Raw genomic sequence first — 12,829 nt, forward strand, 5'->3', positions numbered from 1 at the left:
TCGAACGGCTCAATGGCCGAACAGCCGCGCGATGCCCCCACGCAGATGCGACTCCATGGCCAGCCGGGCGGCGTCTGCATCCCGCTGCCCGATGGCGTTCTCGACGGCCGCGTGCTCCCGATACACACCCATCCGGCGCTCGCCTTGCGGCCGGCCCGCCAGGCTGCGCGAGAGTCCGATGCTGAAACGGGTCTGCGGCGCGAGCGCAGTCATCGTCATGCTGAAGAAGCGGTTGCCGCAGGCCTCGGCCACGGCATCGTGGAAGGCCACGTCTTCTTCCACGGCATCGCTTCCCTCCGCCAATGCCTGCTCGAAACGCTCGCGGCACAGCCGGATGTGATGCATCTGATCGGTGGTGTGCATCAACGCCGCGCGGGCGGCGGCCTCTCCTTCCATGAAGCAACGAAACTCCAGGAAGGCGCGGATGTCCGCGATGTTCTCCAGCGTGCTGATCGAAATGGGCCGGGCCTGGGGCAGCGCGTCCGTGACGAACGTGCCGGAGCCCTTCCGCACGGAGATTCGCCCCTCATCGCGAAGCCGCGCCAGCGCCTGGCGCAGCACCGGACGGGACACGCCCAGCCGCTGGGACAGCGCGGTTTCTCCCGGTAGCCGCGCGCGCGGCTCGAAGCCCGGCGTGCCGAGCAGTTGCAGCAGGTCCTCGTAAACCTTGTCGCCAAGCAACGGGGTCGCTGGGTGTGCATGCGCCTTGGATTCGGGGTACGCGGATCGGTCCTTGGCGGCGGAGGGCATTTGATCCATATGACAGCTATTTACAGGGTAAGCATGAAACTGGCTTGCCATGCAGCTTGAGAGAATCTCTCATGCAACATTTCAACATGGAATCTCGGAATATCCCGCCAAAGATATAAAAAGCTGTAAATCATGTCAACCATCCGCTGCCTCCGCACCTATCGGCTGCCAGACCGGCCGAGCCTGATCTGGCTCGAACTCGAGACGAGCGATGGCCTCGTCGGACTGGGTGAGACCTTTCGCGGGGCGGCTTCGGTCGAGACCTGCCTTCACGAGGAACTCGCACCCTGGCTGCTGGGGCGTGATGCCAGGCACATCGAAGGAATTTCCCGCCACCTGCTCACGCCGTATGTGGGCTACAACGGCTCGGGCGTCGAAGTGCGCTCGGCCAGCGCCGTCGACATCGCGCTGTGGGACCTCGCGGGCCAGCGCCAGGGCGTGCCCATCCACGAGGCGCTGGGCGGCGCTGCGCGCCTGAGCGTGCCGGTCTACAACACCTGCGCGGGCTACGCCTACAACTCCACCGGCAAGCGCCGCGACATCGGGTCGCAGGATGAGCCGCAGGGTCCCTACGACGACCAGGTGGCTTTCATGCGCGATGCCGGTGCCCTCGCCGAAAGCCTGCTCGACGAAGGGTACAAGGCCATGAAGATCTGGCCCTTTGACGTTCATGCCCCCGCGAGCGGCGGGCACCTGATCAGTCTTCCCGACCTGGAAAAGGGCCTGGAGCCCTTCCGCCGCATCCGCGAGGCTGTCGGCAACCGCATCGAGGTGATGTGCGAGTTGCACAGCCTGTTCGGTGGCCACTCGGCCTTGCGCATCTGCCAGGCGCTGGAGGAATACAACGTGTTCTGGGTCGAAGACCCGCTGTGCAAGATGGACGACGTCGCCGGCCTCGCCGACCTGCGGCGCCGCACCCGGGTGCCGGTGTGCGGCAGCGAGACGCTCGGCGGTCTGCGCCCTTTCCGCGACTTGCTCGCCAACGACGCGCTCGACGTGGTGATGCTGGACCTGGCCTGGTGCGGCGGCTTCACCGAAGGACGCAAGATCGCCGCGCTGGCGCAGGCCTACAACCGGCCGCTGGCGCCGCACGATTGCACCGGCCCGGTCACGCTCATGGCCGGCCTGCAGATGGCGCTGCATGCGCCGACCGCCATCTACCAGGAGGTCGTGCGCGCCACGCTGGCCACTTGGTACCGCGACATCGTCACCGAACTGCCGGTGATCGGCGAGGGCATGGCGCAGCCCACCGTGGCGGCGGGGCTGGGCACCCGTCTCAAGGACGACTTCAAGCAGCGCCCGGACCTCATCGTCCGCGAGAGCCGCTAGAGCGCATTGCATCTAGACCGCGCCCTGTTCTTCTCGAGACTTCGACATGCACATCCAGATCGTCGGGCTTCATGCACCCAATGCGCCGAGATTGCGCGCGTTGCTCGGCCCCGGGCACGAGGTCGAGGCCCTTCAGGCTTTCCCCGCGTCGGGCGCCATCCAGGCGGACGTCGTCATCGGCAACAACATCAGCGCCGACGAAGCAACCCGCCTGCGCTGCCGCCTGGTGCATGTGCCGGGCGCGGGATCGGAACAGATCGCCTGCCCGTCGCTGCCCTCGGGAACGACGGTGTGCAACGTGCACGGCCACGAGGTCCCGATCGCCGAGTTCACGCTGCACGCAATCCTGGAGCACTGCCTGCAGCTCTGGCAATACCCGGCACGCCTGGACGCCCCGGCCTGGGCACAGGCCTACGCCAACCGCGCGCAGCACGACGAGGCCCATGGCAAGACGCTCGTGATCGTCGGCTTCGGCCACATCGGGCAGGAGATCGCTCGTCGCGCGAGAACCTTCGGCATTCACGTGATTGCGGTAACGCGAAGTGGCAAGCAGGGGCCGGAGGACGTGGCCCACGAGTACGTCGCGGTGTCGGCGTTGGACGATGCACTTCCCCGAGCCCAATTCCTGGTGATTTGCTGCCCGCTGGACAACAGCACCCGCGGCCTGATCGGTGCACGCCAGCTCGCACTGCTGCCTGCGCAGTCGCAGCTGGTCAACGTGGCGCGCGCGGAGGTCGTCGACGAGCAGGCACTGTTTGAGGCCCTGCGCGACAACCCGCTGACGCGGGCCGTCCTCGATGTCTGGTACCAATATCCGAAGAAGGATCAGGCGCCGGTCGATCCATCACGCTGGCCGTTGCACGAGCTCCCCAACGTGCGCGCCACGCCGCACATCTCGGCCATCACACCTGCCCTGCTCGACCGACGCTACCGCTTCATGGCGCAGAACATCGAGCGCCTGCAGCAAGCGCAGCCGCTCTTGAACGTGATCTACCAGGCGCCCTGACCGCCTCCCCCGCCCACTCGCAGCCACGCGAGCCCCTCGTCGCACATCCAAGGAGATACCCTATGAAAGCCGAGACACCCACCACCCGGTCCGCCCCCACCATGGGCAGGCGCGCCCTGATCGGCATGGCTGCGGCAGCCATGCTGGCGGGCGGCGCGTCGCTGCCGGTCCATGCACAGGATGCGGCGAGCTACCCGAGCAGGATGATCCGCATCATCGTGCCCAACCCGGCGGGCGGCACCTCCGACGTGCTGGGGCGCCTTCTCGGCAAAGAGCTGAGCGAGATGTTCAAGCAGCCTGTGATCGTCGAGAACAAGGCCGGCGGCAACGGCCAGATCGGCGCGGCGTTCGTCGCCAAGTCCGCACCGGATGGCTACACCCTGCTGCTGCTGGACATGAGCGTGCTGACCATCGGCCCCAGCGTGGTTCCGCAACTGCCCTACAACCCGCAGAAGGACCTGGCGCCCATCACGATCCCGGCGTATTCGCCGCACCTGCTGGTGGTCCGGAACGATCTCCCTGTGAAGAACATCGACGAACTCGCCGCCTACGCGAAGAAGAGCGGCAAGCCGCCGAGCTTCGGCACGCCGCTGGCCTCCATCAGCCAGCTGGCGGGCATCCTGCTCGCGCAGGACCGCGGCTTCGAGTTCAACGTCATCGGCTACAAGGGCGGCGCCCAGGCCCTGGCGGACCTCGCGGGTGGCCAGATCGACAGCGCGATGGCGAGCGTCGTCGCGACCAACCAGTTGGTGCAAGGTGGCAAGGTCAAGGCCATTGCGGTCACCAGCGCCAAGCCGTTTGCGGCGACGCTCGGCGTGCCGACCGTCGCCTCGCAGATCCCGAACTTCGTCACGGGCTCCTGGCAGGGACTGCTCGCGCCCGCCAACACGCCGCCTGCCGTGCTCGACAAGCTGCAGGAGGCCGTGCAGCGGATCGTCACGCGCCCTGAATTCGCGAAGCATCTGCAGGAGCTCGGCTCCGAGCCCTCGACCATGACCCGCCAGCAGATCGCGGACTGGATGCGCACCGAGACCCAGCGCTGGGGCAAGGTGGTCAAGGACAACAACATCAAGGCGGAGTAGGACAGACAGCGGCGCCTGCGCTTCATCGCACCCTTTCGGCTGACCGAATTCAAATCGGTGACCGAGCCAATAACATCATTCATGGCATCATTTGATGCCATGTTTGATGTATTCAAAAGGAAGTGCCATGCGTACCACGGTGACCCTGGACGACGAATTGCTCTCTCAGGCCCGCGCGTTCACGGGCATCCAGGAAAACTCCGCCCTGATCCAACAAGCGCTGAAGACGCTCGTCCAAAGGGAAGCAGCGCGCCGACTGGCACGCTTGGGCGGCAGTGCGCCAAAGCTCCAGGCCGCGCCGCGACGTCGGGGAAAGGTCGCCGATGATCCTCGTTGACACCTCGGTATGGATCGACCACTTTGCCCGGGGCGACTCGGCGTTGCAGTCCTTGCTGGAAGAAGGTGAAGTCCTGATGCACCCCTTCGTCGTCGCGGAGATCGCGCTGGGCAGCCTACCGCAACGCGACGAGACGGTGGGTGCATTGCAGGCACTGCCAGAGATCCCCTTGGCGCGGCACACCGACGTCATGGCGTTTCTAAGGAACGAGCGGCTGTTCGGCATCGGGATCGGCTACGTCGACCTGCATCTGCTTGCCGCCACCTGCCTTGCCGACGGTGCGAGGCTCTGGACGCGCGATCGACGCCTTCTCCAGGCTGCGCACAAACTGAATCTGGCGGCGTTCGCCCCGCATTGAGCGCGGCAACAAACGAAACACGTCCGCGGCGCGCGCGCAACGCGCCTGAAACCGCGCCCTCCGATCATTGCGGTGTGACGCTGCAACAGCAGCCCTGTCCGACCCACCCAACCGATACGGAGCACCTTCATGACGCACGCACGCCTTCCACTCGCCGCAGCGATCGCCGCCGCACTTCTTGCCACCGCCACGATCGCCACCGCGCAAGACGCCGCCACGCAACCGGCCGTGCATACCCTGGGCGAGCATCCGGCCATTCTGGTGAAGCGCCAGGCCCCGAAGATCGATCCGAACACCTTCATCCTCATGCACCCGGCCGGCCTGTTCGTGATCGCGGCACCCACGGAAGCGGACGACCAGTCCCCGGTCGCCGCGGCCAAGCCGACATCGACGAACGCCGACGCGATGCCCGTCGAGGCGCATCCGCGCGGCGAGCTGTCAGCCGCCGTGGCAGTCAGCCCGATCGGGCATTGAGTCAGGACCGGGGACTCATCATGATCAGGATCCTTGCCGCCGCCCTTTTCGCCATCCTCGCCGGCGTGCTGGTCGTGCACGCCACGCCGCGCGACGTGATCGCCCGAGCCACACCCGTGATGCCTTCGTTCGACATCGCCATGCCCGCAGCGCTGGAGCCCGTCGACGCCGCCCTCATCGCCGCCGCCGACACCAGTATCGCACTGGCCAAGTGATTTCCGGCCGGTGCCGATAGACTCTGCCCCACCCACTGTGGAGGGGAACCCTACGATGAGTCAGGCAGCAGAGAACCCCGGCCCGGTCGTGCTGGTCGTCGACGACGAGCCCGAGTTGCGTTCGTTGCTGGCCGAGTACTTCGGGCGCCACGGCTTCACGGTACGCACAGCCGCCGACGCGGCCGAAGCGCGCCAGGCGGTGGCGTCCGGGGCGCCCGCGCTGGCCATCCTCGACATCAACATGCCCGGTGAGAACGGCCTGTCTCTGGCACGCTGGATGCGTGAAACGCGGCCGGGCATCGGCCTGGTGATGCTGACCACGGCCGGCGAGTCGATCGATCGCATCATCGGGCTGGAACTCGGCGCCGACGACTACCTGCCGAAGCCTTTCGAGATGCGCGAATTGCTGGCCAGGGTGCGTGCCGTGCTGCGACGCGCGGCAGTGGTGGCTGGCGCCACGCCAACGACCCAGGCGAGCGTTGCGGCCACCGATTCGCGCCGCATCGCCTTTGGCGCGTACTGGCTGGACCTCGACGAACGGCGCTTGCGCGCCACCGACGGGGCAGACGTCGAGATCAGCGCCGCAGAGTTCGACCTGCTCGCCCTCTTCGCCCGCCATCCCAACCGGCCGCTGAACCGCAACCAGATCATGGAGCAGGCCCACAACCGCGGCTGGGACGTGTTCGACCGGTCGATCGACCTGCGCGTGATGCGGCTGCGCCGCAAGATCGAGCGCAATCCCGACCGGCCGGAGCTGATCAAGACGGTGCGCAATGTCGGCTACGTCTTCGTGCCTTCCGCCACCCAAGACTGACCCGAGAGGCCACCCGGATGATCCCATCGCGTGAACTCAGTTCGCTCGGCATGATGCGATGGGCCGAGATGCCCGCCGCGGTGCTGGACCAACGCCTTTCGAGCGTGCTGCTCGAGCACATCACGGCACGGCTCTCGGTCATCGACCGCGCGCACCGCTACGTCTACGCGAACCGGGAGGTGCTCGAGTTTCTCGGGCGGCCGGCCAGCGAGGTGATCGGGCGCCATTTGTCGGAGGTGGTCGGTGCGGCCGCCTACAGCGGCTACCAGCCTCTTGCGGCGCGCGTGTTCTCCGGCGAGGCGCTGCGGCTCGAAGGCTGGGTCGAGTATCCGGGCCATGGCTTGCGCTACCTGCGCGAGACCTTCATTCCCTACGGCCCGGTCGATGGTGAGGTCGAGGTGGTCGCGGTGTTCGGCCGTGACCACACGGAGCTCAAGCTGCGAGAGCAGGAACTGGCCTCGCGCCTTGACGACCTGAACACGAGCGAGGCGCTCAAGACGGCCATCGTCGACCACGCACTGGCGGCGCTGGTGACGACCGACGAGCTGGGGCGGATCGTCGAATTCAATCCGGCGGCCGAGGCGATGTTCGGCCGCGCGCGCAGCGCCGTCATGGGCCAGCCCGTCAGCGAAGTGATGATGCCGGAGCGCTTTCGCGGTCCGCATGAGGCCGGCATGCGGCGCTTGCAGGCCGGCGGTGCACCGCGCGTCATGGGCAAGCGCCTGGAGATGTACGCGCTGCGCGCCGACGGCGCCGAATTTCCAATGGAAATGGTGCTGTGGCGCACCGACGCGCACGGCCATGTGTTCTACACGGCGTCGATCGCCGACCTGTCGGAGCGACACGCCGCCGCCGCGCAGATCGCCCGCCAACGCGAGGCCTTGCGACAGAGCGAGAAGCTGACCGCCATGGGCAGCCTTCTCGCCGGTGTGGCACACGAGTTGAACAATCCGCTGGCGATCGTGATGGGCCGCGCGAGCCTGCTCGAAGAGAAGTGCGAAGCGCAGCCCGAGTTGCGTGCCGACGCGCAACGCGTCCGCGAGGCGGCCGAGCGCTGCGGTCGCATCGTGCGCACCTTCCTGAACATGGCGCGCAGCCGACCGACCACGCGCAGCCTGGTCGCCCTGAACGAGATGGTGCGCGCCGCGGTGGACATGCTGCAGTACGGCTACCGCACGCACGGCATCGACCTGGAGCTTTCGCTGGCCGAGGCGCTGCCCCAGGTCAACGTGGACGGCGACCAGATCGGCCAGGTCGTCATGAACCTGCTGGTCAATGCACAGCAGGCACTTGCCGGCACGCAGGGCGCGCGCCGCGTGCTTGTGGAGACCGGGATGGAGCCCGCGCGCGCCAACTGCGAACCGCGCGTGTGGTTGCGTGTGTCCGACAACGGGCCGGGCGTCGAAAGCGATGCGCGAGACCGGGTGTTCGAACCCTTCTTCACCACCAAGCCGGACGGCGTCGGCACCGGGCTGGGCCTGGCCGTCTCGCGCACGGTCGCGCGTGACCACGGTGGCGAGCTGACCCTGGAGTCCGCATCGCCGCAAGGCGCGAGCTTCCGGCTCAGCCTGCCGATCAGCGGTATCGCCTCCGCCGAGACGGCGCCGGGCGCTCCGCCGGAGTCCGGTGCATCGCTGCAGGCCCGCATCCTGGTCGTCGACGACGAGGCCGAGTTGGCCGACGTCATGCGCCAGATGCTGGAGAACGCCGGCTACGAGGTGGCAACGGCGGAGTCGGGTGCGGTCGCGCTGGAACTGCTGGCGACCGCGCGCTTCGATGCGGTCATCTCCGATCTGCGCATGCCGGACATGGACGGCGCCGGCCTGTGGCGCGAGGTGTCGGCGCGGCATCCGCTGCTGGCGCACAGGATCCTGTTCGTCACCGGCGACACGCTCTCGCCCGATGCGCGCGAGTTCCTGCGCGCAGCGCGCTGCGACTCGCTGGACAAGCCCTTCTCCAAGGCCGACCTTCTCGCGCGCGTCTCGGACCTGTTGCGCTGAGCGACTCGATCAGGCCGCCAGGGCCGGCTCTCGGCCCGCCTCGATCATGGTGCGGCTGACGATGCCGTACATCGCCGTCCAGGCCTCGCGAACCTCGGGCGTGAAAGCGTCTCCGAGGCCCTGTTAAAGCGTCAGCAGCAGTGCGCCGCCGACGGTCGCGTAGTGGGCGTCGATCACGCCATAGTGGCCGTGACGCGCGCCCAGGCTGCGCAGCACGGGCAAGAGCACGTCGGGCTTCTCGAGCAACCCGATCGCGCTGCCGATCATCGTCATCAGCCGCTCTCCCTGGTGGGCCATGTCACCACGAAACAGCGCACGCAGCGACGGGTCCGCGTCGAACAGATGGCTGTAAAACAGCGCGGCGGCCTGCGGGGCGATGGGCTGCACGCGCGCGAAACTTTCGCGGACGAGTTGGACTTGGTGGGCTTGCATCTGGATTCCTGAAGGTTGGAGCAACTGGGCACTGGCAGGTCGACTGCGGGTGCCGATGCTCTGCAACCCAGGTATCCGTCGCGTTTCAGCGGCCCGGTCTTGCGTGTTTCATTTGTTGCGGCGAGCGATGGCCGTGGAACTGGCGGGCCAAAGCGCTCAGAATCGCCAACATGACGCCACCTTCTTCCGAACCTGTACTTCTCGCTGGGAGGCGGGGTCTGGTGGAATCGCCCCGGTGGCGCAACGGGCGATGGTGGTTCGCCGACTGGACTGCTGGCGAGATCGTGGCTCTCGACGAAGACGGTAGCGCGCTCACGACTGTCGTGCAGGCACCCGCACCGCCGCTCTCCTTCGACTTCCTGCCTGACGGCAGTCTGCTGTTCGTCTCGTCGCGTGCCGGCAAACTCGTCCGCCAGACCACCGACGGCGCGCTGGCGACCTACGCGGACCTGTCATCCCTCTCGAACGGTCTGTGGAACGAGATCGTGGTGGACGGCCGTGGAAATGCCTACGTGAACGGCGAATACTTGGTGCGCGTGACGCCCGATGGCGGCGTGCAGTCCTTCGCGAAGGGCTTCGCTTTCCCGAACGGCATGGCGGTCACCCCGGACAACAGGACCTTGATCCTCGCGGAGTCGCATGGCCGATGCCTGACCGCGTTCGATATCGCGACCGACGGAGCGTTGTCGGGACGCCGGGTCTGGGCGGACCTTGGCGAAGGGACGCCGGACGGCATTTGCGTCGATGCGCACGGCTGCGTCTGGTATGCCGACGTGCCTCACCGGTGCTGTGTGCGTGTCCGTGAAGGCGGCGCGGTCCAGCAGCGCATCGATCTGGATCGCGGCGCATTCGCCTGCATGCTGGGCGGGCCGGATCGGAAGACCCTCCTGATCGCCGCCGCACGCTGGTTCGGCATGGATCGCATGGCCGAGATGGCCGGTACCGGCCAGTTGCTCGCGGTGGGGGTGGGCGTCGCCGGTGTCGGTTGGCCCTAGCAGGACGGCCTTCAGCCCTTCTTTGCCGCCTCGCCGTGGAGCCATGACAGGAACGCCTCGACCGGCGCGCGCTTCGCATGGTGAGCCGGGTACACGACGAAGTGCGCCTTGGTGCGCACGTCCTTGTCCAGGCTCAGGATCGGCTTCAGCTTTCCCTCTGCCATGTGCCGGCCGGCAATCGTGTAGCTCTCCAGGGCAACGCCCAGGCCCTGCGCGGCCGCGTCGAGCGACATCATCGCGCGGTCGAAGCGCAGGGCGAAGCGTTCCGGCGCACGCTTGTTGGTGTTGGCCTCGAACCAGTCGGACCACTGCACCACGCTGACGTTGCTCTGGATCAGCTGAACATCAAGCAGCTGCTCCGGACGCTTGAGTCGGTGCTCGCGAATGAAGGCGGGGCTCGCCAGCGGCACGATCTTCTCCTCGAACAGCGGCTCGATGACGAGGTCGGGCCACTGCGGCTTGCCATAGCGGATATCGATGTCCGCCTGCCCGAGCTTGAAGTCGCTGTGGGTGTGCGCGGCCGACAAATTGAGCGCGATGTCGGGGTAGGCCCGCGCGAAGGCAGGCAGGCGCGGGAGAAGCCACAAGCTCGCGAAGCTCGGCGTGGAGTGGACGTAGAGGCTGTTGCGCACGCCCTGGCGCAAGTCGTCGCTCGCCGCGCCGATCGCCTGTAGCGCCCCCCCGATCCGCGAGAGGTAGTGCTCGCCGGCAGCGCTCAGGCGCACGGCATGCGCACTGCGTTCGAACAGGCGCACACCCAGTTGCGATTCGAGCCGCGCCACCTGGTGGCTGATCGCGGAGGCGGTGAGATGCAGCTCCGCGGCCGCGAGCGCAAAGCTGCGGCGGCGCGCCACGGCCTCGAAGGCCTGGAGGTTCACGAAGGGCGGAATGGAGGCCATGGGGGGAACCCTCACGTCAGATGAACGCCTGTCATCTTAGGCTGAAGAGACTTCGCTTGTCGTCAAGTGATCCGGCGCGGAACATCCACCCCCAGGAACTCAGGAGACAAGGCGGCACGCAGCGCGCCAGCCACAGAGGCCACGCCGAGGGCATCGGCATCTCCGACGTTCGACCCATTGATCCACCCGCTCAAGGAGACAACCGAGATGCCGAACTCTGTGACCCATGCAGCCCACCAAGGCCGCGCGAAACTGCAAGCCAGCATCGGGAGCCTGAAGTGAGCACCGCGCTGCTGGAAGCACACCCCGTGCAACCGGACGATTCGCTCCTGGCGCGCGCCGAATCGTGGCTCGGCCATGCCATCGAGATTCCCGCCGCCGCACTGGTCGTCGGCGAAGTGGTGGTGCTGCTGGCGGGCGTGATCATGCGTTTCATCTTCAACAGCCCGATTCCCTGGGCCGACGAACTGGCGTCGATCCTGTTCCTCTGGCTGGCCAACCTGGGTGCCGCCGTGGCGCTGCGCCGGGGCTCGCACATGCGCACCACGGCACTGGTGTCGCGCTGGGGCGCACGGGCCAGGGCCTGGGCGGAAACCCTGGCGATCGCGGTGCCCTGCCTCATGCTCGTGATCCTGATCGGGCCCATGACCGAATACGCCGCCGACGAGTGGATCGTGCAGACGCCGGCCCTGTCGTGGCCGAACACGATCCGCGCCGCGGCGGTGCCTGCCGGCGCCGCGCTGATGATCGCGATCGGCCTGCTGCGCCTGGCGCGCGTCGGCATCGCCGATCTCGTGGGCGTGACTGTCACGATCGCGGCACTCGCCATCGCGCTCTATGCCGGCTCGGGCTGGCTGCAGTCCGTCGGCAACTGGAACCTGGTCATCTTCTTTGCGTTGCTGTTGGGCACCGGCGTGCTGCTCGGCGTGCCGATCGCGTTCTGCTTCGGCATGGCGACGGTCGCCTTCCTGCTCTGCGTCACTTCCACGCCGCTCGCAGTGGTCAGCGGCCGGATCGACGAGGGCATGAGTTCGCTGATCCTGCTGGCGGTGCCGCTGTTCGTCCTGCTCGGGCACCTGGTCGAGATGACCGGCATGGCCAAGGCGATGGTCGACTTCCTGGCTTCGCTGCTGGGGCATGTGCGGGGCGGCCTGAACTACGTGCTGCTCGGCGCGATGCTGCTGGTTTCCGGAATCTCCGGGGCCAAGACGGCCGACATGGCCGCCGTGGCCCCCGTGCTGCTGCCGGAGATGAAGAAGCGCGGCAACGACGAAGGCGAGCTGATTTCGCTGCTGGCCGCATCCGGCGCCATGGCCGAGACCGTTCCGCCCTCGCTGGTGTTGATCACCATCGGCTCGGTCGCAGGCATCTCGATCGGGGCGCTGTTCACCGGTGGTTTGCTGCCGGGCGTGGTGCTGGCGGTGATGCTGGCATTGCTGGCCCGCTATCGCAGCGCCGAGATCGCGGATGGGCTGAAGCGCGCACCGCTCAGCGTCATCGGCCGCACGCTGCTCGTCTCGCTGCCGGCGCTGCTGCTGCCGGTGCTGATCCGCACGGCCGTGGTCGAAGGCGTGGCCACCGCCACCGAGGTGTCGACCATCGGCATCGCCTATGCGGTGATCGCAGGCCTGTTCATCTACCGCCGCTTCGACTGGCGCCGGCTCTACCCGATGCTGGTCGACACGGCGGCCCTGTCCGGCGCGATCCTCTTCATCATCGGCACGGCCACCGGCATGTCGTGGGCGCTCACGCAATCGGGCTTCTCGCACAGCCTGGCCGACCTGATGACCAGCGTGCCCGGCGGCAAGTACGGCTTCCTTCTGGTGTCGATCGCGGCCTTCATCGTGCTCGGCAGCGTGCTCGAAGGCATCCCGGCGATGGTCCTCTTCGCGCCGCTGCTGTTTCCGGTCGCCAAGGCCATCGGCGTGCATGAAGTGCATTACGCGATGGTGATCATCCTCGCGATGGGCATCGGCCTTTTCGCCCCGCCCTTCGGCCTGGGCTACTACGCCGCCTGCACGATCGGCCGCGCAGACCCGGACGTCGCGCTCCGCCGCATCTGGCCGTATCTCGGTGCGCTGCTCATCGGCCTGCTGATCGTGGCCTTCGTGCCCTGGTTCTCCATCGGGCTGCTCTGA

General features: G+C 67.4%; 14 protein-coding genes. 11 read left to right on the forward strand and 3 right to left on the reverse strand.

Annotation, left to right across the window (positions count from 1 at the left end; all coding sequences use genetic code 11):
- Positions 1–9: 9 nt before the first annotated feature.
- Positions 10–750 (reverse strand): FadR/GntR family transcriptional regulator, encoded by a 741-nt coding sequence (locus ACSFBL_RS00090; RefSeq protein ID WP_435513696.1) that lies wholly within the window; start codon positions 748–750, stop codon positions 10–12.
- Between the two features lie 132 nt (positions 751–882).
- On the opposite strand from ACSFBL_RS00090, the gene ACSFBL_RS00095 reads away from it, so the two are divergent.
- From ACSFBL_RS00095 to ACSFBL_RS00135, 9 genes are all read left to right on the forward strand, one after another.
- Positions 883–2,079, forward strand: coding sequence for a mandelate racemase/muconate lactonizing enzyme family protein (locus ACSFBL_RS00095; RefSeq protein ID WP_435513697.1), 1,197 nt, complete (start codon positions 883–885; stop codon positions 2,077–2,079).
- A gap of 46 nt (positions 2,080–2,125) precedes the next feature.
- The gene (locus ACSFBL_RS00100) at positions 2,126–3,085 is read left to right on the forward strand and encodes a 2-hydroxyacid dehydrogenase (protein WP_435513698.1); all 960 of its coding nucleotides are present in this window, start codon (positions 2,126–2,128) and stop codon (positions 3,083–3,085) included.
- Between the two features lie 62 nt (positions 3,086–3,147).
- Positions 3,148–4,167, forward strand: a complete 1,020-nt coding sequence (locus ACSFBL_RS00105; protein WP_435513699.1) for a Bug family tripartite tricarboxylate transporter substrate binding protein — start codon at positions 3,148–3,150, stop codon at positions 4,165–4,167.
- A gap of 127 nt (positions 4,168–4,294) precedes the next feature.
- On the forward strand, positions 4,295–4,504 hold the full coding sequence (locus tag ACSFBL_RS00110; RefSeq protein ID WP_435513700.1) for a type II toxin-antitoxin system VapB family antitoxin: 210 nt from the start codon (positions 4,295–4,297) through the stop codon (positions 4,502–4,504).
- On the forward strand, positions 4,491–4,862 hold the full coding sequence (locus tag ACSFBL_RS00115) for a type II toxin-antitoxin system VapC family toxin (protein WP_435513701.1): 372 nt from the start codon (positions 4,491–4,493) through the stop codon (positions 4,860–4,862). Before ACSFBL_RS00110 ends, ACSFBL_RS00115 begins: the two co-directional genes overlap by 14 nt.
- Positions 4,863–4,991: 129 nt before the next feature.
- The gene (locus ACSFBL_RS00120; RefSeq protein WP_435513702.1) at positions 4,992–5,336 is read left to right on the forward strand and encodes a hypothetical protein; all 345 of its coding nucleotides are present in this window, start codon (positions 4,992–4,994) and stop codon (positions 5,334–5,336) included.
- 20 nt (positions 5,337–5,356) lie between these two features.
- Positions 5,357–5,551 (forward strand): hypothetical protein, encoded by a 195-nt coding sequence (locus tag ACSFBL_RS00125; protein WP_435513703.1) that lies wholly within the window; start codon positions 5,357–5,359, stop codon positions 5,549–5,551.
- Positions 5,552–5,606: 55 nt separating this feature from the next.
- Positions 5,607–6,365, forward strand: coding sequence for a response regulator (locus ACSFBL_RS00130; protein WP_435513704.1), 759 nt, complete (start codon positions 5,607–5,609; stop codon positions 6,363–6,365).
- A gap of 17 nt (positions 6,366–6,382) precedes the next feature.
- Positions 6,383–8,365, forward strand: a complete 1,983-nt coding sequence (locus tag ACSFBL_RS00135) for a PAS domain-containing hybrid sensor histidine kinase/response regulator (protein WP_435513705.1) — start codon at positions 6,383–6,385, stop codon at positions 8,363–8,365.
- A 123-nt stretch (positions 8,366–8,488) separates the two neighbouring features.
- Here ACSFBL_RS00135 and ACSFBL_RS00140 read toward each other — a convergent pair whose 3' ends face one another.
- Entirely contained in the window at positions 8,489–8,797 is a 309-nt protein-coding gene (locus tag ACSFBL_RS00140) for a globin domain-containing protein (RefSeq protein WP_435513706.1), read from the reverse strand.
- Positions 8,798–9,018: 221 nt separating this feature from the next.
- Between ACSFBL_RS00140 and ACSFBL_RS00145 the strand changes: the two genes are divergently transcribed.
- Complete coding sequence (locus ACSFBL_RS00145) at positions 9,019–9,792, forward strand: SMP-30/gluconolactonase/LRE family protein (protein WP_435513707.1); 774 nt, start codon at positions 9,019–9,021, stop codon at positions 9,790–9,792.
- Positions 9,793–9,803: 11 nt separating this feature from the next.
- Here ACSFBL_RS00145 and ACSFBL_RS00150 read toward each other — a convergent pair whose 3' ends face one another.
- Positions 9,804–10,691, reverse strand: coding sequence for a LysR substrate-binding domain-containing protein (locus ACSFBL_RS00150; protein WP_435513708.1), 888 nt, complete (start codon positions 10,689–10,691; stop codon positions 9,804–9,806).
- 278 nt (positions 10,692–10,969) lie between these two features.
- On the opposite strand from ACSFBL_RS00150, the gene ACSFBL_RS00155 reads away from it, so the two are divergent.
- A complete protein-coding gene (locus tag ACSFBL_RS00155; protein ID WP_435513709.1) occupies positions 10,970–12,829 on the forward strand; it encodes a TRAP transporter large permease in 1,860 nt (619 codons plus the stop codon).

It is taken from the genome of Variovorax glacialis (assembly GCF_051216375.1).
In the GTDB taxonomy this organism is placed as follows: Bacteria; Pseudomonadota; Gammaproteobacteria; order Burkholderiales; family Burkholderiaceae_C; genus Variovorax.

Bases quoted from the DNA above. Each gene is read 5' to 3' on its own strand.
- ACSFBL_RS00150 (WP_435513708.1), bottom strand. From the start codon at position 10,691: ATGGCCTCCATTCCGCCCTTCGTGAACCTCCAGGCCTTCGAGGCCGTG.
- ACSFBL_RS00090 (WP_435513696.1), bottom strand. From the start codon at position 750: ATGCCCTCCGCCGCCAAGGACCGATCCGCGTACCCCGAATCCAAGGCG.
- ACSFBL_RS00105 (WP_435513699.1), top strand. From the start codon at position 3,148: ATGAAAGCCGAGACACCCACCACCCGGTCCGCCCCCACCATGGGCAGG.
- ACSFBL_RS00100 (WP_435513698.1), top strand. From the start codon at position 2,126: ATGCACATCCAGATCGTCGGGCTTCATGCACCCAATGCGCCGAGATTG.
- ACSFBL_RS00125 (WP_435513703.1), top strand. From the start codon at position 5,357: ATGATCAGGATCCTTGCCGCCGCCCTTTTCGCCATCCTCGCCGGCGTG.
- ACSFBL_RS00135 (WP_435513705.1), top strand. From the start codon at position 6,383: ATGATCCCATCGCGTGAACTCAGTTCGCTCGGCATGATGCGATGGGCC.
- ACSFBL_RS00130 (WP_435513704.1), top strand. From the start codon at position 5,607: ATGAGTCAGGCAGCAGAGAACCCCGGCCCGGTCGTGCTGGTCGTCGAC.
- ACSFBL_RS00110 (WP_435513700.1), top strand. From the start codon at position 4,295: ATGCGTACCACGGTGACCCTGGACGACGAATTGCTCTCTCAGGCCCGC.
- ACSFBL_RS00140 (WP_435513706.1), bottom strand. From the start codon at position 8,797: ATGCAAGCCCACCAAGTCCAACTCGTCCGCGAAAGTTTCGCGCGCGTG.
- ACSFBL_RS00120 (WP_435513702.1), top strand. From the start codon at position 4,992: ATGACGCACGCACGCCTTCCACTCGCCGCAGCGATCGCCGCCGCACTT.
- ACSFBL_RS00095 (WP_435513697.1), top strand. From the start codon at position 883: ATGTCAACCATCCGCTGCCTCCGCACCTATCGGCTGCCAGACCGGCCG.
- ACSFBL_RS00115 (WP_435513701.1), top strand. From the start codon at position 4,491: ATGATCCTCGTTGACACCTCGGTATGGATCGACCACTTTGCCCGGGGC.